This is a genomic window from Stenotrophomonas sp. 10L48 (genome assembly GCF_056395105.1).
Genome location: NZ_JBFTIX010000008.1, coordinates 217696 through 239821 on the forward strand (window position 1 = coordinate 217696; position 22126 = coordinate 239821).

A 22126-nucleotide genomic window follows, 5' to 3' on the forward strand; every position below is an offset into this window, starting at 1 on the left:
CGGCCGCATGCTGCGCCGCACCAGCCGTGATGCCTGTTGTCGTGCGTGGCGTGCGTTCTATACTCGGCCCATCACGCAGTCGCTCAGCCGTGGTCCAACGACTATCAGCCAGGGGTAACGAAGAGTGCGGAATTACGATCTGGAGTTCCTGAAACGCTTCTCCATGGTGATCGCGCTGTTGATGGCCATCACCCTCGGTCTGATCCTGCTGGCCGCGTTCATCCACACCCGGATTCCGCCCGAGGTGTCGCCCACCGCCGCCAAACGCACTGAACAGCGCATCTCGCCCACTGGCGCGGTATACGCCGGCAGCACCGGCGCCGCCGCGCAGGCCGCGGCCAAGGCCGCCGCGCTGGCCAAGGCCGCTTCGCAGGTGGCCTACGGCGGCACCAAGGATGGCAAGGTGATCTTCGACAACCTGTGCACCGCCTGCCATACCACCGGGGTGGGCATGGCGCCGACGCTGGACCACTCGCACTGGGACAAGCGCCTGGCGCAGGGCAAGGACACCCTCTACAAGCACGCCATCGAGGGCTACACCGGCCCCGACGGCGGCATCATGCCGCCCAAGGGCGGCAACCCGGCGCTCACCGAGGAGCAGATCCACGCCACCGTGGACTGGATGCTGGGCAATCTGAAGTAGCGGACGCCGCCGCGTCCGCTGGTAGTGCCGGCCGCTGGCCGGCAGCCTCATGATCTTTGGTAGTGCCGGCCGCTGGCCGGCAACCACGCATCGCACAGAGGTCATGAGGGATGCCGGCATCCGCTTTCGCCCAGGCCCAGCCACAGGTTGCGCCGACCTCGGCGCCTGCGCCACGCAGCCCAGCTACCGTCACCCTGGCCGCCGCGCCGGCCGACTGGCGTGCACTGGATGGGCAGCACGTGCGCATCGCCGCGCCGCTCACCCTGGCCGGCACCGATGGCCTGGAACGCTTCGGCCAGCTCACCGTCGCCTTCGATGGCCGCCTGTGGCAGCCGACCGAAGTGGCCGCGCCCGGCAGTGCCGGGATCGAACAGGTGATGGCCGACAACCAGCGCCGCCGCCTGCTGCTGGACGATGGCAGCGATGTGCGTGATCCGGCCAGCGTCGCCTACCTGCCGGGCAACCCGGTGCTGCGTACCGGCATGCAGCTGCGCAACGTGGAAGGCACCGTGCGCGTGGACGCGCAGGGCCGGCCCAGCCTGCAGGTGGATGGTGTACTGAAGCTGCCGGACCTGCAGCGCCCGGCCGTGCCGAGCGTGCCCGGCCGCCTGCACATCGCTGCGTTCAACCTGGAGAATTTCTTCAATGGTGACGGCAAGGGCGGTGGGTTCCCGACCCTGCGCGGCGCGCGCACGCTGGACGAGCACAAGGCGCAGGTCGGCAAGCTGGTCGCCACCGTCAACGCGCTGGGCGCCGACATCGCCGCGCTGATGGAACTGGAGAACGACGGTTACGGCCCGCAGTCGGCCATCGCCGAACTGGTGGATGCGCTCAATGCCGGCCTCGCCGCAGACAAACAGTGGGCGTTCGTCGATGCCGGCCAAGGCCCCGGCAGCAATCCGATCCGCGTCGGCATCATCTACCGCAAGAGCGAATTCAAGCCGCTCGGCACGCCGCTGACCAAGCTCGACGGCCCATTCGTCGAACACAGCCGTGCGCCGCTGGCACAGGCCTTCCAGGGCAAGGGTGCGCCGTTCATGGTGGTTGCCAACCACTTCAAGTCCAAGGGCTGCCGCGATGCCAGCGGCGCCGACGCCGACCGCAATGACGGGCAGGGCTGCTGGAACGCCACCCGCGTGGAATCGGCCCGGCAGCTCAACTCCTGGGTGCAGGCCGAAGCCGCGCGCCTGAAGGTGAAGGACGTGGTGCTGATGGGCGATTTCAATGCCTACGCCATGGAAGATCCGATCCGCACCCTGCACGACCTCGGTTGGCAGGATGCCTTCAAGGTGGCCAAGGTCGAACAGCCCTACAGCTACGTCTACAACGGCTACACCGGCCGCCTCGATCATGCGCTGCTCAGCCCGACCATGGCCAAGCGCCTCGCCGGCGCCGCCGAGTGGCACAGCAATGCCGACGAGCAGGACGCCAGCGGTTACCAGGGCCGCAACGTGCAGGGCCCGTGGCGCAGCTCCGACCACGACCCGCTGCTGCTGGGCTTCGATCGCTGAGTGGGTGCCCGGCCGGCCCTGTGCGGACCGGCCGGACGGCCTGCTGCTCATCGCCAGTAGTAGCGCTCGATGCGGAAGGTTGCACGGCAGCCGTTGTCGACCCAGATCGTGCCGCGGTCCACGCCCCAGTCGCGTCCCTGCAGGCAGGAGGCATGTGACTCGCGGTTGATCAGGTGCACGCTGTCCTTCTGTGAGACCTGTACATGGCAATGCGCGCGACGCTGGTCGCGGCTGCTGCAGCTCACCACTTCCGAGCTTGAATCGCCGCGATGGGTTTGTACGGGGGGCGGATAGGCGGGATAGCGCGGATAGGCCGGTTCATGTGATGGATAGCCGATCCCGCCGCTGAAATCGGGATAGCCTCCGATGCTGCTGCAACCGGTCAGGGTTGCGGCCAGCAGCATGAGAGCGCACACGTGTTTCATCACATTCTCTCCAGATGCAGGTCCGGTCGAGTCTAGGCAGCGGGATGCCCATCACGACGGAGCTGCACTGTGAGCGGCGTCAACGTATCAATCGAAATGCGCAGCAGGATCGGAATCTTCTGCACCGGCTATCGGCAACGGCGCGAACTGTGCGCATCAACCCAGCGCGATCAGGGTGATCGCGACTACCGCCAGCGCCAGTCCGAGGCGGTTCCACCGGCTCATAGGCTCGCCGAAGGCGAATACGCCAACCAGCGCACCCAGCACCACCACGCCGATGTTCATGCCGGCGAACACGGTGGCCGGGCTGTCCGGCATCGACTGGTGCGCATGCACATAGAAAAGAATGTTGCCGCCGTTGAGCAGTCCCAGCAGTGCACCCGCACCCAGGTTGCGCCAGGCCAGGCGGCTGCGCCCACTGAAATGCCGCCACAACTGCAGCGCCAGCATCAGCACGAAGGCCACGCTGAAACTGGCCAGCACCGCCGCCATCGACGGCGTGCCCGACAGCGCCACCTGCTTGAGCAGTACGTCGACCACCGCGAACCCGGCCCACACACCCAGCAGCCAGCCCCAGCCGCCGGCGGAAGCGGCCACTGCCGGGCCGCGCGGACGCAGGCTGATGGCCACCATCGCCAGCAGGCCCAGGCCCAGCCCCACCAGCTTCCACGTGCTGGCGCTCTGGCCAAAGAACAGGAACGCCGCCGCCAGCGACAGCAGCAGCGACAACCGCTGCGCCACATCACTGCGGACGATGCCGGCCACCGCCACCGCGCGGCCCAGCACCAGGAAGATCGAGGGCAGCACCACCGCCAGCGCCAGCAATGACAGCCACGGCGCATGCGGTCCGCGCAGTGCCTCCAGTGGCGGCTGCAGCACCACCGCCGTCATCGTCGCGGCCACCAGGTAGTTCCAGGTCACCATCTGCGCAACGTCCAGCTGGCGACGGCCAGCCAGCTTCAACAACACCGAAACCAGCACACTGCAGATCACGGCCAGGGACAGGTAGAGCATGGGGCGGGCACAGGGCAGCGGCGGGGGACGCTATCATGGTGCCATGCACACGCCCTCGTTCCCCGTCGCCCCCGGCGAAACCGCCTGCATTGCACTGGAGGGCCCGGTTGGCCCGCTGGAAGTGCTCGTCGACCTGCCCAAGGCCGATGTGCCGGTGCAGCCGATCGTGGCCATCATCTGCCATCCGCTGTCCACCGAAGGCGGCACCCTGCACAACAAGGTGGTCACCATGACCGCCACCACCCTGCGCGAGCTGGGCATTGCCACGGTGCGCTTCAACTTCCGCAGCGTCGGCGGCTCTGCCGGTGAATTCGACCATGGCGTGGGCGAGCAGGAGGACCTCAAGGCCGTCACCGCCTGGGTCCGCCAGCAGCGCCCGGACGACCGCCTGTGGCTGGCCGGTTTCAGCTTCGGCGCATTCGTTTCGCTGAAGGCTGCCGCCGAGCTGCAGCCCGAAGCGCTGATCTCGATCGCGCCGCCGGCGGGCCGTTGGGACTTCGATGGCATCGCGCCGCCGGCCCGCTGGCTGGTGATCCAGGGCGAGCAGGATGAAATCGTCGACCCGCAGGCCGTGTACCAGTGGCTGGACACCCTCGATGCCCCGCATGAACTGGTGCGCATGCCCGAAACCAGCCACTTCTTCCACCGCAAGCTGATCGACCTGCGCGGCGCGCTCACCCACGGCGTCAAGCATTGGCTGGGCACGGCGGCATGAGCGAGGCGGAACTGACCCCGACGCAGCGCTACGCGGCCGGGGTGGAACGCGGCGATTGGCAGAACGACCCGGCCCAGCATGCGGCCCTGGCCGAGCTGGACCGGATCCATCTGGCCCTGGTGGACAGCGCCGAGGACGGCTGGCTGGACCGCCTGTCCTCGTTCTGGAAGAAGCCCGAGCCGGTCAAGGGCCTGTACTTCTGGGGCGGCGTCGGCCGCGGCAAGACCTTCCTGGTCGACCTGTTCTACGACGGCCTGCCGATCAAGCAGAAGTACCGCACCCACTTCCATCGGTTCATGCGCAGCGTGCATGAGCGCCTGCGCGAGCACCAGGGCCAGAGCGATCCGCTGGCGAAGATCGCCCAGGAATGGCGCAGCAACCTGCGCGTGCTGGTGCTGGACGAATTCTTCGTCACCGACATCGGCGATGCCATGCTGCTGGCGCGCCTGCTGGAGCGGATGTTCGCCGAGGGCGTGACCCTGGTCACCACCTCCAACACGGCGGTGGAAAACCTGTACCTCAACGGCCTGCAGCGCGAGAGCTTCATGCCGGCCATCGGCTTGCTGCAGCGCTACTGCGTGGAGCTGTACGCCGAAGGCACCGAGGACTACCGCATGCGCGCGCTGACCCGTTCGCCGGTGTACCGCGCGCCGCTGGCCGCCGACAGTGACACCTGGCTGTCCACGCGCTGGGGCGAGTTGAGCGGTGGCCAGCCGGCCAAGGCGGGCAACATCGAAATCGAGAGCCGCAAGATTCCGGTGCGCGCGCGCGGCAAGAGCATTGCCTGGTTCGACTTCGCCGCCCTGTGCGAAGGCCCGCGCGGGCCGTCGGACTACATCGAGATCGCGCACGAGTTCAACACCGTGCTGCTGGGGGGCATTCCGGCCTTCGATCGCCTGAACGAGGATGCCGCGCGCCGCTTCGTCAACCTGATCGACGAACTGTACGACCGCCACGTCAACCTGGTCTGCACCGCCAGCACCTCGCCGGTCGAGCTGTACACCGGTACCCGGCTGCAGGGCGCGTTCGAGCGTACGGCCTCGCGCCTGATCGAAATGCAGAGCGCCGAGTACCTGGGTACCCCGCACCGGGCGTGACAACCGGGGCGGATGCCGGCCGCTGGCCGGCATCCGCCTGGTGCTTCCGCAGGTCATGGGCTGCCGGCCAGCGGTCGGCACTACCTGATGCTGCCCCGTCCACCGGCTGCCCACTGTCTGCCCACCACCTATCCACAGACTTGTCCCTCGCCTGCGTGGTCCTGTCATGTGAAGCTGTCATCGTTCCGCTGGTGGGGCGCTGATTGCCACCGCGATGACGTGTTTCGGGCTTGACTGCGCAGCCCGTTCCAGCAGGTCCAAAGCGTCCAAACCGGGCGCCGATGGCACGATCCTTGCGGCGCAAGGGATTGCCGAATTTCACTACATTTGGCGTTGACGGACCCAACTACCCCCACTATCTTGTGGCTGTCGGTTGTGGGGACCCCAAGCCGCCGGGTCCATGGAATGGATCGCCGGACCCTCCGGTGATACGCCCTCCATGCCCGCAGCGGCACCGGTCAGCACTGCCAGCGGCAGCCACAGGCGCAGGGTCTCAATTCCTGCGACACCGGTCTGCCACCCTGGGCTGTCATGTCCCGGGCCGCGTCACCCGATGCTCCGAGCCACCATCCATCACGCCAAGAGGACACACGCCGTGACCACCGAGACCAGCGCCACCATCGAGAAGGAAAGCGAATTCCTGTTGACGTCGCCGCCGACGTCCAACGCGATGAGTGTGACCAAGCGCAATGGCACGACCGAGCTGGTGGATCTGAACAAGATCGTCCGCGCGGTGCAGCGTTCCTCCGAGGGCCTGCACGCCGTCGATCCGATGCGCGTGGCCACCCGCACCATTTCCGGCCTGTACAACGGCGCCACCACCCAGGAGCTGGACGAACTGTCCATCCGCACCGCGGCGCTGCTGATCGGCGAAGAACCCGAATACGGCCGCCTGGCCGCGCGCCTGCTGGCCAACTTCATCGCCAAGGAAGTGTCCAACCAGGAAATCCACGCGTTCTCGCAGTCGGTGGGTCGTGGCCACGAAGTGGGCCTGATCAACGACCGCCTGCTGAACTTCGTGCAGACCAACGCACGCAAGCTCAACGATGCCATCGACATCTCGCTGGACCTGAACTTCGATTACTTCGGCCTGCGTACCCTGTACGACCGCTACCTGCTGCGCCACCCGCACACCCGCAAGGTGATCGAGACCCCGCAGCAGTTCTTCCTGCGCATCGCCAGCGCGCTGAGCGAGGATGTGCCGGAAACCCTGGCGCTGTACAAGCGCATGGGCAACCTGGACTACCTGCCGTCCAGCCCGACCCTGTTCAACTCCGGCACCACCCACGAGCAGCTGTCCTCGTGCTTCCTGCTGGACTCGCCGCAGGATTCGCTGGAATCTATCTACTCCAAGTACGGCGACATCGCCCAGCTGTCGAAGTTCTCCGGCGGCATCGGCGTCAGCTACACCCGCGTGCGTTCGCGTGGCTCGCTCATCAAGTCGACCAACGGCCATTCCAACGGCATCGTGCCGTGGCTGAAGACCATGGATTCGTCGGTGGCTGCGGTGAACCAGGGTGGCAAGCGCAAGGGCGCGGCCTGTGTGTACCTGGAAACCTGGCACGCCGACATCGAGGACTTCCTCGAGCTGCGTGACAACACCGGCGACGAATCGCGCCGTGCGCACAACCTGAACCTGGCCAACTGGATCCCGGACCTGTTCATGAAGCGTGTCGAGTCTGACCAGGAATGGTCGCTGTTCGATCCGCGCGTGGTGCCCGAGTTCACCGACCTGTTCGGCGAAGCCTTCGAGGCCGCCTACCTGCAGGCCGAAGCACAGGGCAAGGCCAACCGCACCATCTCCGCACGCAAGCTGTACTCGCGGATGATGCGCACCCTGGCCGAGACCGGCAACGGCTGGATGACCTTCAAGGACAAGTGCAACCGCGCCAGCAACCAGACCCTGCGCGCCGGCAACGTGATCCACCTGTCCAACCTGTGCACCGAGATCCTGGAAGTCACCTCGGCTGAAGAAACCGCGGTGTGCAACCTGGGTTCGATCAACCTGGGCAACCACTTCGACGGCAACGGCGAGTTCGATTTCGACAAGCTGGCCGACACCGTGCGCCTGGCCGTGCGCCAGCTGGACCGCGTGATCGACCTGAACTTCTACCCGATCGAATCGGCGCGCCGCGGCAACCTGCGCTGGCGCCCGGTCGGCCTGGGCTGCATGGGCCTGCAGGACGTGTTCTTCCGCAAGCGCCTGCCGTTCGATGGCGCCGAAGCCCGCGCGCTGTCGAAGAAGATTGCCGAGACCATCTACTTCCACGCGCTGGAAACCTCGGTCGAACTGGCCCAGGAACGCGGCAAGCACCCGTCCTTCGCCGACACCCGTGCGGCCAGCGGCGAGCTGCAGTTCGACGCCTGGAACGTGGTGCCGGAAGATGCCGCGCGCTGGGATGCCCTGCGTGAACGCATCAAGGAACACGGCCTGCGCAACTCGCTGATGATCGCGATCGCCCCGACCGCCACCATCGCCTCCATCGCCGGCTGCTACGAGTGCGTGGAACCGCAGGTGTCCAATCTGTTCAAGCGCGAGACCCTGTCCGGTGACTTCCTGCAGGTGAACCGCTATCTGGTGAACGAGCTGAAGAAGCTGGGCCACTGGACCCCGGAAATGCGCGATGCAATCAAGCTGGCCGACGGTTCGATCCAGGCCATCACCCAGATTCCGGAAACGCTGCGCCACGTCTACCGCACCGCATGGGAACTGCCGATGCGTTCGCTGATCGACATGGCCGCCGACCGTGGTGCCTTCATCGACCAGTCCGCCTCGCTCAACCTGTTCATGGAAAGCCCGAGCATCGGCGCGATGTCCTCCATGTACATGTACGCCTGGAAGCAGGGCATCAAGACCACCTACTACCTGCGTTCGCGTCCGGCCACCAAGATCGCCAAGACCACTGTCAGCCACACGGCCAGCGCTGCGCCGGAAAAGGTGTTCAGCCCGGAGGAGGCCATCGCCTGCTCGCTGGAGAACCCGGAAGCCTGCGAAGCCTGCCAGTAACACCGCGCGGTGGATTAACGCGCGGTGGGTGCCGACCGTTGGTCGGCACTGCTGCCCGACTACGGAAATACCAAGGTAGCGCCGGGCCATGCCCGGCGTTATGACCCGAGAAGACAAGGAAACACCCATGGCCGACAAGCCCAAGCAGATGCTGCTCGATCCCGGTTTTGAACTGACCCTGCGCCCGATGCGCTACCCGCAGTTCTATGACATGTACCGGAATGCGATCAAGAACACCTGGACGGTGGAAGAGATCAACTTCCAGATCGACATCAGCGACCTGCACAGCAAGATGTCGCCGGGCGAGCGCCACCTGATCCACCGCCTGGTCGCCTTCTTCGCCACCGGCGATTCGATCGTGTCCAACAACCTGGTGCTGAACCTGTACCAGCACTTGAACGCGCCCGAAGCGCGCATGTACCTGTCGCGCCAGCTGTATGAAGAAGCGCTGCACGTGCAGTTCTACCTGACCCTGCTGGACAACTATCTGCCGGATCCGGACGAGCGCGTCAAAGCCTTCGCCGCGGTGGAGAACATCGACTCGATCAAGAAGAAGGCCGATTTCTGCTTCAAGTGGATCGATTCGATCCAGGACCTGAAGCGCATCGAGACCCGCGAAGAGCGCCGCCAGTTCCTGCTCAACCAGATCTGCTTCGCGGCGTGCATCGAAGGCCTGTTCTTCTTCGCCGCCTTCGCCTACGTGTACTACTTCCGTTCGCGCGGCCTGCTCAACGGCCTGGCTTCGGGCACCAACTGGGTGTTCCGCGACGAAAGCGCGCACATGGAGTTCGCCTTCGAGTGCGTGGACGTGATCCGCGAGGAAGAGCCGGACCTGTTTGACGACAAGATGAAGCAGGATGTCTATGACATGCTGGCCGAGGCCATCGAGTGCGAAGTGCAGTTCGCCGAGGACGTGCTGTCCGGTGGCGTGGCAGGCATCTCCACCCGTGACATGCGCCAGTACCTGCAGCACTGCGCCGACAACCATTTCCATCGCCTGGGCATGGAGCGCAAGTACAACGTGCGCAACCCGCTGAGCTTCATGGAACTGCAGGACGTGCAGGAACTGACCAACTTCTTCGAACGCCGCGCCTCGGCCTACCAGGTGGGCGTGAAGGGCGAAGTTGCCTTCGACATGAACTTCTGATCGATCCAATCAGGTCTGTCGCGAAAACCCCGGCCAACGCCGGGGTTTTTCGTTTTTACGGTAGCGCCGGGCCACGCCTGGCGAGCGCGCAGCGCGGAAGGTTATTCATGGTGCCGTGCGCATTCCGCCGGGCATGGCCTACCGCTACCGCCGCCCATCCACCGCCATGCGCACGGCCAGGCCGGCCAGCACCGTGCCCATGAACCACCGTTGCACCGCCTGCCAGGTGGGGCGCGCAGACAGTAAGCCGGCGATGCTGCCGGCCATTATCGCGATCACCGCGTTCACGCTCACGCTGACCAGCAGCTGGGTGGAGCCCAGCACCAGCGACTGCATCAGCACGCTGCCCTCGCTGTCCGGGTGCAGGAACTGCGGCAGCAGGGACAGGTACATCACCGCGACCTTGGGGTTCAGCACGTTGGTCAGGAAACCCATCGCGAACAGCTTGCGTGGGCCGTCCACCGGCAGGTCACGCACCGCAAACGGCGAGCGGCCGCCGGGCTTCAGCGCCTGCCACGCCAGGTACAGCAGGTACAGCGCGCCGCCGATGCGCAGCGCGTCGTAGGCGAACGGCACGGTCATCAGCAGCGCGGTGATGCCCAGCGCCGCGCACAGCATGTAGAACACGAAGCCCAGCGCCACCCCGCCCAGCGAGATCAGCCCGGCCATGCGGCCCTGGCAGATCGAGCGCGAGATCACGTAGATCATGTTCGGCCCGGGCGTCAGCACCATGGCCAGCGAGACAAGGGCGAAGGCCAGCAGGTCGGACGTGGCGGGCATGGTGGGTTCACGCAGTGGGGGGTGCCGAAGTGTAGCGCCGCCTGCACACCACCTGCCTTAAAATCCGTCTCACCCCACACCCGAACCGCCCCCATGACCCCCATCCCCGAGACCGTGCCGCCGACCGAAGTGCGCATGGCCGAAATCGTCTTTCCCAACCACACCAACCACATGGGCACCCTGTTCGGTGGCCAGGCCCTGGCATGGATGGACAAGGCCGCCTTCCTCGCCGCCGCCCGCTATTCGCGCCGCACCGTGGTGACCGCGCGCAGCGACCAGGTCGATTTCAAGCTGCCGATCCGCATCGGCCAGATGGTGGAAACGATCGGCCGCATCGTCGAGGTCGGCCGCAGCTCGATGAAGGTCGAGGTGGAGCTGATCGCCGAGGACCTGCACAGCGGCGAGCGCAAGCTGTGCACCCGTGGCCACTTCGTGATGATCGCCCTGGGCGACGATGGCCACCCGGTGACCGTGCCGCAGCTGCCCGGCGCGCCGGCGGCCTGAGCCGATGCTTGCGGGGGCGCCGGTGCGCCCCCATCTGGCTGCCATGACCCCGCCGCTCACCGACTTCATCGACCGCGCCCAGCGCCTGTTCGTGCTGACCGGCGCCGGCTGCAGCACCGCCTCGGGCATCCCCGATTACCGCGATGCCGATGGCCAGTGGAAGCGCACGCCGCCGGTGACCTACCAGGCCTTCATGGGCGAGTCCGCCACCCGCCAACGCTACTGGGCGCGCAGCCTGCTGGGCTGGCCGCGCTTCGGCCAGGCCCGGCCCAACGGCACCCACCAGGCGCTGGCCGCACTGGAGGACAGCGGCAAGCTGCAGGTGCTGCTGACCCAGAACGTGGATGGCCTGCACCAGCGCGCGGGCAGCCAGAACGTGATCGACCTGCATGGCCGCCTGGACCTGGTGCGCTGCATGGGCTGCGAACGCCGCAGCGAGCGTGAGGCGTTCCAGCAGCGGCTGCTGCAGGCCAACCCCGGCTGGGAATTGCTGCAGGCCGGTATCGCGCCCGACGGTGACGCCGATCTGGAAACCGACTTCTCCGCATTTGCGGTGCCCGACTGCCCGCACTGCGGTGGCCTGCTGAAGCCGGACGTAGTGTTCTTCGGCGAAAACGTGCCGCGTGAACGCGTGGCTGCGGTGCATGAGCACCTGCAGCAGGCGGATGCAGTACTGGTGGTGGGTTCCTCGCTGATGGTCTATTCCGGCTTCCGCTTCGTGCAGGCCGCGGCCAAGGCGGGTCTGCCGGTGGCCGCGCTGAACCGTGGCCGCACCCGTGCCGACGACCTGCTGCAGTTCAAGGACGAGCGCGACTGCGCCGAGGCGCTGGCCGGGTTCGTCATCGGGTAGCGCCGGGCCATGCCCGGCGGAAACGGGCTGCCGCGCTGTGCGCTCGCCGGGCGTGGCCCGGCGCTACCCACAACGCGCCCCCACGAAACAGCGATCCACCCACACGGTTGATCTATCGGCCGCACAGCGGTGCAATACGCACCCCCTTTGGTACACCCCCCACTGCCGTGAGCCAGCTGTTTTCGCCGATCTCCTTCGGCCCCCTGACCCTGTCCAACCGCATCGTCGTCGCGCCGATGTGCCAGTACTCCGCCGAAGACGGCCGCGCCAGCGACTGGCACGCCATGCATCTGGGCAACCTGGCGCAGTCCGGCGCGGGCCTGCTGATCCTGGAGGCCACCGCGGTCGAAGCGCGCGGCCGCATCAGCTGGGCCGATCTGGGCCTGTGGGATGACGGCACCGAAGCGGCCCTGGCGCAGATGCTGGCCAGCGTGCGCCGCTGGTCGCCGATGCCGCTGGGCGTGCAGCTGGGCCATGCGGGCCGCAAGGCGTCGGTGAATCGTCCCTGGGACGGCGGTGGCCAGCTGCCGGCCGATGATGCCCGGGGCTGGGCGACCGTGGCCCCCTCGCCGCTGCCGTTCCATGCCGCCGATCCGGCACCGCAGGAACTGGACGAGGCCGGTATCGCCGAAGTCGTTGCCGCTTTCGCCGCCAGTGCGGTGCGCGCCGAGCGCCTGGGCTTCGAGCTGATCGAGATCCACGCCGCGCACGGTTATCTGCTGCATCAGTTCCTGTCGCCGCTGAGCAACCGCCGCACCGATGGCTACGGCGGCTCGCTGCCGAACCGCCTGCGGATGCTGGTGGAAGTGTTCGACGCGGTGCGTGCCGCAGTGTCGGACAAGGTCGCCGTAGGCGTGCGCATCTCCGCCAGCGACTGGGTCGAGGGGGGGTGGGACATCGTGCAGAGCGAGGCGCTGGCACAGGTGCTGGACGCGCGCGGCTGCAATTTCCTGCATGTGTCCAGCGGCGGCCTGCACGAGCGCCAGAAGATCAGTGTCGGCCCGGGCTACCAGGTGCCGTTCGCGGCGGCGATCAAGGCCAAGAAGGTGCGCATGCCGGTGATCGCGGTGGGCATGATCACCGAGCCGGAGCAGGCCGAATCGATCCTGCGCCACAACCAGGCCGATGCCATCGCGCTGGCCCGCGGCATCCTGTACGACCCGCGCTGGCCTTGGCATGCCGCTGCTGCACTGGGCGACAGCGTGGTGCCGGCACCGCAGTACCTGCGCTGCGAACCGCGCGACGCACGCGGCGTGTTCAGCCCGCGCTGAGCACTACACCTGCCAGGCCGGCGGCAGGCCGGCCTGCAGGTGCTCGAACAGCGCGCGGATCTTGGCGGTGAAATCGCGGCGGTCGCTCACGCAGAAGTAGACGTCCATCGGTTCCGGCTGCCAGTCGGTGCCGCAACCGAACACGCACTGCAGGCGACCATCGCGCAGGTAGGGCTCGGCCACGAACGCCGCCAGCCGGGTGATGCCGGCACCGGCGGCGGCCAGCTCGGCCAGCGCGTCGATGTCATCGCAGACCATGCTCGGCGGCAGCGCGGCATCCACCCGCTCGCCGTCCTTCAGCAGGCCCCAGCGCAGTGGCCGGCCATCGGTGGGAAAGCGATGCAGCAGGCCGCGATGGGCGGCCAGCTGCGCCGGTTGCAGCGGCGTGCCGTGCGCCTGCAGGTACGCCGGCGAGGCGCAGAACACGAACGGGATGCGTGCCAGAGGGCGTGCCACCAGCCCGTCCTCCAGCTGCGCGCCGATGCGGATGCTGGCATCCACCGCCTCGGCACCGTGCTGCACGGCGCGATCGGTCAGGCGCAGCTCCAGCTGCAGCTGCGGGTAGCGCTGCTGCAATGAGGGCAGCAGCGGTGCCAGCACGTGCCGGCCGAACGCGCTGCTGCTGGCGATGCGCAGGGGCCCGGCCGGCTCCACGTCGCCGGCGGTCACCATCGCCTGCGCGCGCGCCAGGTCGGCTTCGATATGCCGCACCTGCGCCAGATACACCGTGCCGGCCTCGCTCAGCGCCAGCTGGCGCGTGCTGCGGTTCAGCAGCCGCACGCCCAGGTGGGCTTCCAGCCGGTTGATGTTCTGGCCCACGGCGGTGGCGCTGATGCCAAGGGTGCGCGCCGCAGCGGCAATGCTGCCGGTCTCTGCGGTGCGGGTGAAGCTGCGGATGAGCTGCAACAGGTTCATGACCGACCAGCTTGCCATGCGGAAGGCCAAGTATCGCTTGGGTCTGTCCCAAGCAGTCGGTTGCATCGGTGACCATCGTTCACCGCGCAGCGGCGCTGCCCTACACTCCGGCGATGCGCCCCGATTCCATCCTCACTCTCTCCTGTCCCGACCGTACCGGCATCGTCTACCGCGTGTCGGGCCTGTTGTTCGACCACGTCTGCAACATCCTCGACGCCCAGCAGTTCGGCGACGAGGAGAGCGGTCGCTTCTTCCTGCGCGTGCACTTCGACCGCGATGCGGGCCTGCCGCTGGACACCGTGCACGCGGCGATGGCCGCACTGGCCGCGGACTTCGGCATGGACTGGCAGCTGCATGATGGCCGCCGCCGGCCGCGCCTGCTGGTGCTGGTCAGCAAGCAGGGCCATTGCCTGAACGACCTGCTGTTCCGTGCCCACAGCGGCCAGTTGAAGGTGGACATCGCTGCGGTGGCCTCCAACCATGCCGACTTCGCAGCACTGGCAGCGTCCTACCAGGTGCCGTTCCACCACCTGCCGGTGAACGCCGACACGCGCGCGGCGCAGGAACAGCAGATCATCGATCTGGTCGAGCGCGAGCGCATCGACCTGGTGGTGCTGGCGCGCTACATGCAGATTCTCTCACCCACGCTGTGCCGTGCGCTGGCGGGCAGGGCGATCAACATCCATCACAGCTTCCTGCCCAGCTTCAAGGGCGCGCAGCCGTACCACCAGGCGCACGCGCGCGGGGTCAAGATCATCGGCGCCACCGCGCACTACGTCACCGAAGACCTGGACGAAGGCCCGATCATCGAACAGGACGTGGCCCGCGTGGACCACGCGATGACCCCGCGCGAGCTGGTACGGCTGGGAAGCGATACCGAATCGCAGGTGTTGGCGCGGGCGGTACGCCGGCATGTGGAGCACCGCATCCTGCTCAACGGGCACCGCACGGTGGTGTTCAGGTAACGCGGGCAGTGCCCGGGATGGAGCCCGGCAATTGCCCACGATGCGCCCGCTGCTGCTGCTGGACTGTCCTGGGACAGGTGGAGCGCACGCCATCGATATGTTCCATCAGCCCTTTGGGAATGGATGACCACATCGGATCCAATACGAAATCGACCCCTTCACGCCGGGCGAGCTTCGCGGCGGGCACGAAGTCGGCATCGCCGGCCATCAGGATGATCTGGCGGACCTGGCGCTTGAGGGCGAGTGAGGAAATGTCGATGCCGATGCGCATGTCCACGCCTTTCTGTCGCACATCGGGCTGCAGCTCATCGGCTTGAAGATCGCCGAAGGTCCGCTTGCCCTTGAGCAGGTCGTCGAAGGTTCGCGATCCGGTCGTCCACGAACTGAAGTCGGTGAGGTGGCCAAGACGCAGGGCGACCTTCCGCTTCTGCTTCAGCGCCTCGTGCAGGCTGGATCTGAACAGTGCTTCGTCGGATCGCGAGTAGTCGATGCACAGCCCCGAAATCGGGTTGTGCATCTTCTTGCGCAGCGGCGGGCAATCGTAGAAGAAGATGCGATAGAGATCGCGTTGCTCGCCACTTGCATGCTTCAGATGGGCGATGGCCCATCGGTGAGCGACCTCGGCGGCGCGTTGAGCGTTGTAGGCGCTGTGGGGCTCGATGCGGCGAAAGCGTTTGATGAAATAGCCGCCATCAATGAGAACTGCCGTCGGCATACCGTTGCCCTCCTGGCTTCGTCCAATGAAAAAGCCCTCGGTTCGGCCGTCCCGCGATCTGTTGGGGGGCGTACTTGGAGGGCTGGATGGTCTTGATTCTGCAGGGGGCGAATCGGGCGCACAAGCGGCAGAGGCGACACGCTGCCTACAGGATCGCGATCCTCGCCTTCGCCAGGGCCTCGCGCACCATGCCGTCATTGGCCTCGGTCACCGGCCGGGTCAGCTCCCACAGGAATTTCACCCGGAAACCCGACTTCACCGCGTCCTGCGCGCTCCACAGCACGCAGTAGTCGCGGGCCAGCCCGCACACGTGCACCTCGCGGATGCCGCGTTCGTGCAGCCAGCCGGCCAGCCCTGTGGCCGGGCGCGTGCCGTCCGGGCCGTGGTTCTCGCGGAAGGCACTGTAGGAATCCACCTGCTGGCGGCTGCCCTTGCGCAGGATCAGGTCGGCCACGGTCCAGTCCACGCCGGGGTGCAGGGCGGCGCCGGTGCTGCCCTGCACGCAGTGGTCCGGCCACAGGGTCTGCGGCTGTGCATGCAGCAGGATGGCTTCAAAAGGCAGATGGCCCGGGTGCTGGCTGGCGAACGAGGCGTGGTTGGCCGGGTGCCAGTCCTGGGTGGCCACCACGGTGCGGTAGCGGCGCTCGGCCAGCAGCGCGTTGATCGGTGCCACCAGCGCATCGCCCTGTTCGCAGGCGAGGGCGCCACCGGGCATGAAGTCCGGCTGCAGGTCGATCACCAGCAGGGCGACATCAGCGGGCAGGGCGGTCATGGCAGGTCCAGCACAACGGAAGATGGGCGGCCAGCGTGGCCGCCCCTCGCGCGCACGTCAATCGCCGCTGGCGGTGTCGTTGTCCTGCCCGTAATACAGCAGGCCGATCCTGATGCGCTCGCGGCCGTTCTCGCGACGATGGCGGTTGGCATCGCGCAGCGAGTAGACGCAGCCACAGTACTCCTGCTGGTAGAACTGCTCGCGCTTGCTGATCTCGATCATGCGGCTGGCACCGCCGCCCTTGCGCCAGTTGTAGTCCCAGTACTGCAGGCCCTCGTAGCGCGAGGCGGCGCGCACACCACAGTCGTTGATCTGCGCCATGTTCTTCCAGCGCGAGATGCCCAGCGAGGAGCTGATGGTGTCGTAGCCGTGCTCGTGCGCGTACAGCGCGGTGCGCTCGAAGCGCATGTCGAAGCACATGGTGCAGCGGATGCCACGCTCGGGTTCGTTCTCCATGCCACGCGCACGGCTGAACCAGTTGTCGGTGTCGTAGTCGCAGTCGATGAAGGGGATGCCGTGCTGTTCGGCGAAGCGGATGTTCTCCTGCTTGCGCAGTTCGTATTCCTTCACCGGATGGATGTTGGGGTTGTAGAAGAAGATCGCGTAGTCGATCCCGGAGGCGGTGATCGCCTCCATCACTTCGCCCGAGCATGGCGCACAGCACGAGTGCAGCAACAGGCGCTGGCCGTTGTCGGGAAGGGTCAGGGTGGGGCGTTGGAGCTCGGTCATCGTCGGGTGCATCTGGGCGTGGGCAGCGGGTCTGGACGGAAACCGTGAACAGGACGCGCGCGGCCACATCGCCTGCACGCGCAGGACGACGACGGCCCCGGCAACCTCCCCGCGGAGATTCCAGGTCGAGTCAGGGGACTGTCGTGTCCCCCGGCCGGGGCCGGTATTCGGGCTGATGGACACGGGCCGGCTGGCCCACCTACTACCTGCCGCTTCCCAGGCGCGAGCCCAGTGCTGTTGGCAGGATTCGTTTCCATTCACCGCTGCGGGGCAGCTCCGGAATGGGCGCGTGAGGCGCCTTCACCGGATTCCCGTTTAAATCCCTGCCGCCATCGAAGCCACGGCAGGGATACCTTCGGCGTGCCCACGGTGGACGCGTTGGCGGCAATGGTCAAGGGCCGATGAAAACGCAGGGCTGTGGCGCGTTTCTCAGGCTGTGAGAGTGCCTCTTGCCATACTGGGCACCGACAGACGGGAGGTGGCTCGTGGCGGCGAAGTACTGCGATCTGGTCATGAAAGGCGGCATCACCAGCGGCATCGTGTATCCCAACGCGGTGCTCGCACTGGCCCGCGAATACCGTTTCAAGAGCATCGGCGGCACCTCGGCCGGTGCGATCGCCGCTGCCGTGGCCGCCGCTGCGGCATACGGCGACCGCCACCAGCAACGGGGCGAACAGCTGCCTGGCGACGCAGGCTATGGCGGCCTGTCGGCGGTGTCGGCGCAGCTGTCGCGGCGCGGATTCATCTACAGCCTGTTCCAGCCCGCCGCCGGCGCGCGCGCTGCGTATCGGCTGCTGGTGGTGCTGACCGGCAACGCCGGCTGGCCACGCAAGCTGCTGTGCCTGGCCATCGCGGTGTTCCAGATCGCGCCGCTGGAAGTGCTGGTGTCGCTGGCACTGCTGCTCGGCCTGGGCTGGTGGGGCGGTGGCTGGAGCGGCGTGGCGGCGACCCTGCTGCCGTCGCTGCTGTGTGCCTACGGCGCAGGCGTGGCCGCCGCTGCGCTAAGGGTGGCCCGGGTGGCGCGGCGCAACCTGCTGGGCCTATGCAGCGGGCTTAGCCGCAGTGCAGGCAAGCCGGCGCTGACTGAATGGCTGCATGAAAGCCTGCAGCAGCTGTCAGGCAAGCCGATGGATGCACCGCTGACCTTCGCCGATCTGCACGACGCGCCGCGCTATGCAGGCGAACCGGACAGCCCGCATGCGATCAGCCTGCAGATGATCACCACCTGCGTATCGCACAACGAACCGCGCACGCTGCCGTTGGGTGGGGCGCAGTTCTGGTTCCTGCGCGAGGAGTTCGAGCAGCTGTTCCCGGCCAGTGTGGTGCAGTGGATGGTCGACCGCGCCGGTCCACCGCGCGAGGTTGAAGGCCGCAACTACTACCATCTGCCGCAGGGCGCGTCGCTGCCGGTACTGGTGGCCACGCGCATGAGCCTCAGCTTCCCGCTGCTGATCAGCGCGGTGCCGCTGCATGAGCCCTCGCGTCGCGAACGTCGCTGCGAGCCGACGTCGACGGCTGCAGGAGAGGCCGGGCACAACGTGGCCGACAGCATGGAAGGGCTGACCAGCGCGGGCCAGGCCTGTGGTCCGGTGATCACCGCGTTCCGGGTGTGCTGGTTCTCCGATGGCGGCATCAGCAGCAACTTCCCGATCCACCTGTTCGATGCCGCACTGCCGCGCTGGCCGACCTTCGCCATCAACCTGGTCTATCCGCAACGCCCCGAGCCGGTGGTGCGCGAGAGCGACAACCGCGAGGCGCTGGAACGCGCGGTGTTCCTTCCCACCGAAAACCGGCATGGATGGCAGCGGCATTACCAGTCCATCGCCACGCCGCTGGCGGCCGGTGAGCTGGGCCGCTTCCTGTTCGCGGTGGTGGCCACCATGCAGAACTGGCGCGACCTGCTGCAGGCGCGTGCGCCGGGGTATCGCGACCGCATCGTGCATGTGAGCCTGCAGGGCGACGAGGGTGGCATGAACCTGGACATGCCACAGGAGGTGCTGACCCGCATCGCCGACAAGGGCAGCCTGGCCGGTGCGCGCTTCTGTTCGTTCTCGTTCGAGAACCATTACTGGATTCGTTGGCGCAACCTGGCCTCGGCTTACCAGCGCTACACGCTGGAGATATCGCGCACCGATGATCCGGCGCAGCAGGTGCTGGCCTATCGCGCGGCCTATGCGATGGTGGCCACCGGCACGCCGCCACCGCCGTCGTACAAGCTGGGTTCGGAAGACAAGCGGCTGGCGTCGCAGCAGCTGTGGGGGCTGATGGTGGAACAGGGCCGCAGCTGGGATGACCTTGGCCCGGACCTCACCGACGGCTCGCCGCGGCCGTTGCCACAGATGAAGGTGACGCCGATCTATTGATCGCGGTGTGCCGCTGCGCTCGCCGGGTATGGCGCGGCGCTACCGTTGGCTATCGCCACGCCTCGACCACCGCATCGCCGCGCAATGGCGCATACAACGGCAAGGCCAATTCCTGCTTCACCCATCCCGGGTTGAGCGCGCGCAATCCCGCCAGGTATTCGCGGGCCAATGCGGTTTCATCGTGCGATATCGCCAGCCGCGCCGCGCGTGCCCATGTCCGGTCCCAACCATGCGCCAGCGCCAGCGAGGTGGCCAGCGACGCATGTGCGCCGGCCACGTCGCCCTGTTCCCACTGCTGCTCGGCGCGGATGATCGCTTCATTTGAAAGCCGCATGTCGTACAGCTCGCGCAGGCGCGCCACGGCACGCGGATCGGCATCCACGCGCAGGTCGGTGTCCTGCCAGTCGCCGCCAGGCGTGCGCACCAGCAATGCCGCCGACCATTGCCCGCTGCGTTGTCCACCCGCCGCTTGTCCCGCTTCCAGCGCTGCCAGCAGGCGCGCGGCAAGCGCACCGTGGGTGGTCGTAAACGCGCGTTGCATCGCCGCCAGCACGTCCGGCCCGGCCAGTCCGTTGCCTTGCACGCTCACCTTGCCCTCGCCAACGGCACCTGCCCAATCGGCCCGCTGCGCGGTCGCGCCGGTGTACTGCGCGTTGCCGCCTCGCGCACTGACCAGCCCGACCTGGCGCTCGGCGATGGTGGTGCCATCGAAGTCGCCATCCTCGTCCAGCAACTGCTTGAGCACCTGCGCCGGCGTGCGACCTTCGGCCAGCAGCGCCAGCCCCTTCGAGCCGTAGGTCGGGTTGGTTTCGAACTGGCTGGCGACCGCGCCGACCTTCGCCTGCGCCCACGGCACGCCGACACCGCCGACGGCGAGATTGTGCGTGGCGACAGCCACCCCGCAGTCGCCGGCTTCGTTGCAGGCGGCAATGGAAAAGGTCGCCCATGCCGGCGCAGCGACAGCAGCGAGCAGCAAGGCCAGGCAGGGGCGCAGCATGAACATGGTCGTCTCCGGTGAAGGCGTTGAACTGGGATGCAACGGACGCGCGGAAGGTTTAGTAGATCCACGCCATGCGCGGATGAATCCCCATCGAAATCGAATATTTCGACAATTCGTCGAAGAGCCTCCACGCATGGCGTGGATCTACCGTTTCGACCAAGGTCGACACCCACCAACAGCAGGCCATGCCAGGTATAGCCAGCTTTTGACGTTGACGTTGACGTTGCCTCCGCAGGTGCAGGGCGCAGCCCTGCCGGACCGCCCCCTACCGCCCCGGCAACTGGGTAAACGCGCGCTGCATGCAGTCCTCGCGCGGGCACACCCGGCAGCCCGGCCCGATCGACACCGAATTGCCTGGGCTCTGCACGTCCAGCCCCAGCGAATACACCAGCCGATCGGCATGCTGCAGGTCACACCCCAGTGCCACCGCGAAGGTCTTGCGTGGCTGGCCGTGTCCCACCGGGCCGCTGCTGACCTGCCGTGCCAGCCAGAAATGGCGGCGGCCATCGGGCATGCGCGCGGTCTGGGTGAGGATGCGTCCGGGCTGGTTGAACGCCTCATAGACGATCCACAAAGGGCAGGAACCGCCCACCTGCGAGAAGTGGAAGTCGGTGGCCGAGTGGCGCTTGGACACGTTGCCGGCGCGGTCCACGCGGATGAAGAAGAACGGCAGCCCCGGCGCACTGCGGCGTGCCAGCGTACTCAACCGATGGCAGACCGCCTCGAATCCCACACCGAACTGATGCGCCAGCAGCTCGATGTCATAACCGCTGGCCTCGGCCGCGCGCAGGAAACGCATGTATGGCATCACCAGCGCACCGGCGAAATAGTTGGACAGGCCGATGCGCGCCTGTGCGATGCGGGCCTCGTCGGTGAAGCCGGTGCGCGCGATCACCGCATCGATCTGCGGCAGGTAGCCGCGCAGCGCCAGCTCGACCGCCATCTGGAACGCCTGCTGGCCCGGCTCCAGGTAGTCGGGCAGCCACAGCGTACGGCTGCCGGCATCGTACTGGCGCTTCTCGCGCCCGGCCTGCAGCGCGGCCACTTCCACCAGCACCCCATGGCGGTCGGCCAGCAGCTGGCGCAGCCGTGGCGCCACGTGCCCCGGCGCCAGCCCCCATTCGGCGAACAGCTGCTCGGCCAGTTCGTCCAGCTCGGGGATGTGGTTGTGCATGCGGTTGAAGAACTCGCGCACCTGGTCGCCGGCCGGCAACGTGCTGCCCGCGCCCGGCTCGCCCAGTTGGAACTCCAGCGCGGCGGCATGCTCGCGCAATGCCAGGTGGCGGCGATGCAGGTCCAGCAGCGCGCGGCTGACCTGCGGCAGGTTGCCGGCCAGCGCGCGCAGTTCGGTGGCGCTGACGTCGGCCAGGCCCAGATCGCGCAGCGTCTCGCCCAGCGACTCCTGCAGCGCGGCGGGCTCATCGTCGTCGAACAGGGTGGAAACATCGCCCAACACCTCGCCCAGCTTCTTCTGCACCGCAGGCGTCAGCGGGCGCTTGTTGCGCTCGATCTGGTTCAGGTAGCTGGCCGACAGCCCCAGGGCGCGGGCAAGCTCGGCCTGGCTGTAGCCGCGCTGCTCGCGCAGGCGCAGCAGACGCAGGCCGAGCTGGCGCTGGGGGGCTGAATGATTCACAGGATTAACAGGAATCGTGGCGGGCATTGGCCAGATTAAGCGGATTCAGGCCGGAAATCGAGGCGTGGCC

The 22126-nt window shown here is 67.2% G+C and carries 20 protein-coding genes and 1 riboswitch; of the genes, 11 read left to right on the forward strand and 9 right to left on the reverse strand.

Annotation, left to right across the window (positions count from 1 at the left end; translation table 11 throughout):
- Window positions 1-124: 124 nt before the first annotated feature.
- Window positions 125-643 (forward strand): c-type cytochrome, encoded by a 519-nt coding sequence (locus tag AC1DCU_RS15130; protein WP_025875793.1) that lies wholly within the window; start codon window positions 125-127, stop codon window positions 641-643.
- Between the two features lie 110 nt (window positions 644-753).
- Window positions 754-2154 carry an ExeM/NucH family extracellular endonuclease gene (locus AC1DCU_RS15135; RefSeq protein WP_478014207.1) on the forward strand — a complete coding sequence of 467 codons (1401 nt, stop codon included), beginning with the start codon at window positions 754-756 and terminating at the stop codon, window positions 2152-2154.
- A 47-nt stretch (window positions 2155-2201) separates the two neighbouring features.
- Here the strand turns inward: AC1DCU_RS15135 and AC1DCU_RS15140 are convergent, their stop codons facing one another.
- The gene (locus AC1DCU_RS15140) at window positions 2202-2558 is read right to left on the reverse strand and encodes a DUF3011 domain-containing protein (protein ID WP_051501705.1); all 357 of its coding nucleotides are present in this window, start codon (window positions 2556-2558) and stop codon (window positions 2202-2204) included.
- A gap of 177 nt (window positions 2559-2735) precedes the next feature.
- Entirely contained in the window at window positions 2736-3593 is an 858-nt protein-coding gene (locus tag AC1DCU_RS15145) for an EamA family transporter (RefSeq protein ID WP_313116515.1), read from the reverse strand.
- A gap of 43 nt (window positions 3594-3636) precedes the next feature.
- Between AC1DCU_RS15145 and AC1DCU_RS15150 the strand changes: the two genes are divergently transcribed.
- The 4 genes from AC1DCU_RS15150 (at window position 3637) to AC1DCU_RS15165 (ending at window position 9559) form a co-directional block, all read left to right on the forward strand.
- Window positions 3637-4308 (forward strand): alpha/beta hydrolase, encoded by a 672-nt coding sequence (locus tag AC1DCU_RS15150; RefSeq protein ID WP_025875785.1) that lies wholly within the window; start codon window positions 3637-3639, stop codon window positions 4306-4308.
- On the forward strand, window positions 4305-5405 hold the full coding sequence (gene zapE, locus AC1DCU_RS15155) for a cell division protein ZapE (RefSeq protein WP_442251485.1): 1101 nt from the start codon (window positions 4305-4307) through the stop codon (window positions 5403-5405). The genes AC1DCU_RS15150 and zapE overlap by 4 nt, the downstream gene beginning before the upstream one ends.
- A 595-nt stretch (window positions 5406-6000) precedes the next feature.
- A complete protein-coding gene (locus tag AC1DCU_RS15160; protein ID WP_099786250.1) occupies window positions 6001-8412 on the forward strand; it encodes a ribonucleoside-diphosphate reductase subunit alpha in 2412 nt (803 codons plus the stop codon).
- 127 nt (window positions 8413-8539) lie between these two features.
- Window positions 8540-9559, forward strand: a complete 1020-nt coding sequence (locus tag AC1DCU_RS15165; protein WP_025875781.1) for a ribonucleotide-diphosphate reductase subunit beta — start codon at window positions 8540-8542, stop codon at window positions 9557-9559.
- Window positions 9560-9703: 144 nt separating this feature from the next.
- Here the strand turns inward: AC1DCU_RS15165 and AC1DCU_RS15170 are convergent, their stop codons facing one another.
- Entirely contained in the window at window positions 9704-10339 is a 636-nt protein-coding gene (locus tag AC1DCU_RS15170; RefSeq protein ID WP_442251484.1) for a LysE family translocator, read from the reverse strand.
- A gap of 93 nt (window positions 10340-10432) precedes the next feature.
- Here AC1DCU_RS15170 and AC1DCU_RS15175 point away from each other — a divergent pair, with 93 nt between their 5' ends.
- The 3 genes from AC1DCU_RS15175 to AC1DCU_RS15185 all read left to right on the forward strand — a co-directional run bounded on the left by AC1DCU_RS15175 (window position 10433) and on the right by AC1DCU_RS15185 (window position 12964).
- Window positions 10433-10843 carry an acyl-CoA thioesterase gene (locus AC1DCU_RS15175; RefSeq protein WP_025875773.1) on the forward strand — a complete coding sequence of 137 codons (411 nt, stop codon included), beginning with the start codon at window positions 10433-10435 and terminating at the stop codon, window positions 10841-10843.
- A 43-nt stretch (window positions 10844-10886) separates the two neighbouring features.
- The gene (locus AC1DCU_RS15180) at window positions 10887-11693 is read left to right on the forward strand and encodes an NAD-dependent protein deacetylase (protein WP_442251483.1); all 807 of its coding nucleotides are present in this window, start codon (window positions 10887-10889) and stop codon (window positions 11691-11693) included.
- A gap of 167 nt (window positions 11694-11860) precedes the next feature.
- Window positions 11861-12964: an NADH:flavin oxidoreductase/NADH oxidase gene (locus AC1DCU_RS15185; RefSeq protein WP_442251482.1), complete on the forward strand. Its 1104-nt coding sequence runs from the start codon at window positions 11861-11863 to the stop codon at window positions 12962-12964.
- Between the two features lie 3 nt (window positions 12965-12967).
- On the opposite strand, the gene AC1DCU_RS15190 is transcribed toward AC1DCU_RS15185, so the two are convergent.
- Window positions 12968-13879 carry a LysR family transcriptional regulator gene (locus tag AC1DCU_RS15190; RefSeq protein WP_025875767.1) on the reverse strand — a complete coding sequence of 304 codons (912 nt, stop codon included), beginning with the start codon at window positions 13877-13879 and terminating at the stop codon, window positions 12968-12970.
- Between the two features lie 113 nt (window positions 13880-13992).
- On the opposite strand from AC1DCU_RS15190, the gene purU reads away from it, so the two are divergent.
- Window positions 13993-14844: a formyltetrahydrofolate deformylase gene (purU, locus tag AC1DCU_RS15195; protein WP_442251487.1), complete on the forward strand. Its 852-nt coding sequence runs from the start codon at window positions 13993-13995 to the stop codon at window positions 14842-14844.
- Here purU and AC1DCU_RS15200 read toward each other — a convergent pair.
- From AC1DCU_RS15200 to AC1DCU_RS15210, 3 genes are all read right to left on the reverse strand, one after another.
- Window positions 14837-15559: an NYN domain-containing protein gene (locus tag AC1DCU_RS15200; RefSeq protein WP_442251481.1), complete on the reverse strand. Its 723-nt coding sequence runs from the start codon at window positions 15557-15559 to the stop codon at window positions 14837-14839. The two genes, purU and AC1DCU_RS15200, sit on opposite strands and share 8 nt — an antisense overlap.
- Window positions 15560-15704: 145 nt before the next feature.
- Window positions 15705-16331, reverse strand: coding sequence for a bifunctional nicotinamidase/pyrazinamidase (gene pncA / locus AC1DCU_RS15205; protein WP_032978166.1), 627 nt, complete (start codon window positions 16329-16331; stop codon window positions 15705-15707).
- 57 nt (window positions 16332-16388) lie between these two features.
- A complete protein-coding gene (locus AC1DCU_RS15210) occupies window positions 16389-17060 on the reverse strand; it encodes an epoxyqueuosine reductase QueH (RefSeq protein WP_025875757.1) in 672 nt (223 codons plus the stop codon).
- Window positions 17061-17201: 141 nt separating this feature from the next.
- Window positions 17202-17418: riboswitch (cobalamin riboswitch) on the reverse strand.
- A gap of 154 nt (window positions 17419-17572) precedes the next feature.
- Between AC1DCU_RS15210 and AC1DCU_RS15215 the strand changes: the two genes are divergently transcribed.
- Window positions 17573-19423 (forward strand): RpoH suppressor, encoded by a 1851-nt coding sequence (locus AC1DCU_RS15215; protein WP_442251480.1) that lies wholly within the window; start codon window positions 17573-17575, stop codon window positions 19421-19423.
- A gap of 49 nt (window positions 19424-19472) precedes the next feature.
- Here AC1DCU_RS15215 and AC1DCU_RS15220 read toward each other — a convergent pair whose 3' ends face one another.
- Complete coding sequence (locus AC1DCU_RS15220; RefSeq protein WP_442251479.1) at window positions 19473-20426, reverse strand: DUF1028 domain-containing protein; 954 nt, start codon at window positions 20424-20426, stop codon at window positions 19473-19475.
- Window positions 20427-20688: 262 nt separating this feature from the next.
- Complete coding sequence (locus AC1DCU_RS15225; protein ID WP_442251478.1) at window positions 20689-22083, reverse strand: helix-turn-helix domain-containing protein; 1395 nt, start codon at window positions 22081-22083, stop codon at window positions 20689-20691.
- Window positions 22084-22126 lie beyond the last annotated feature (43 nt).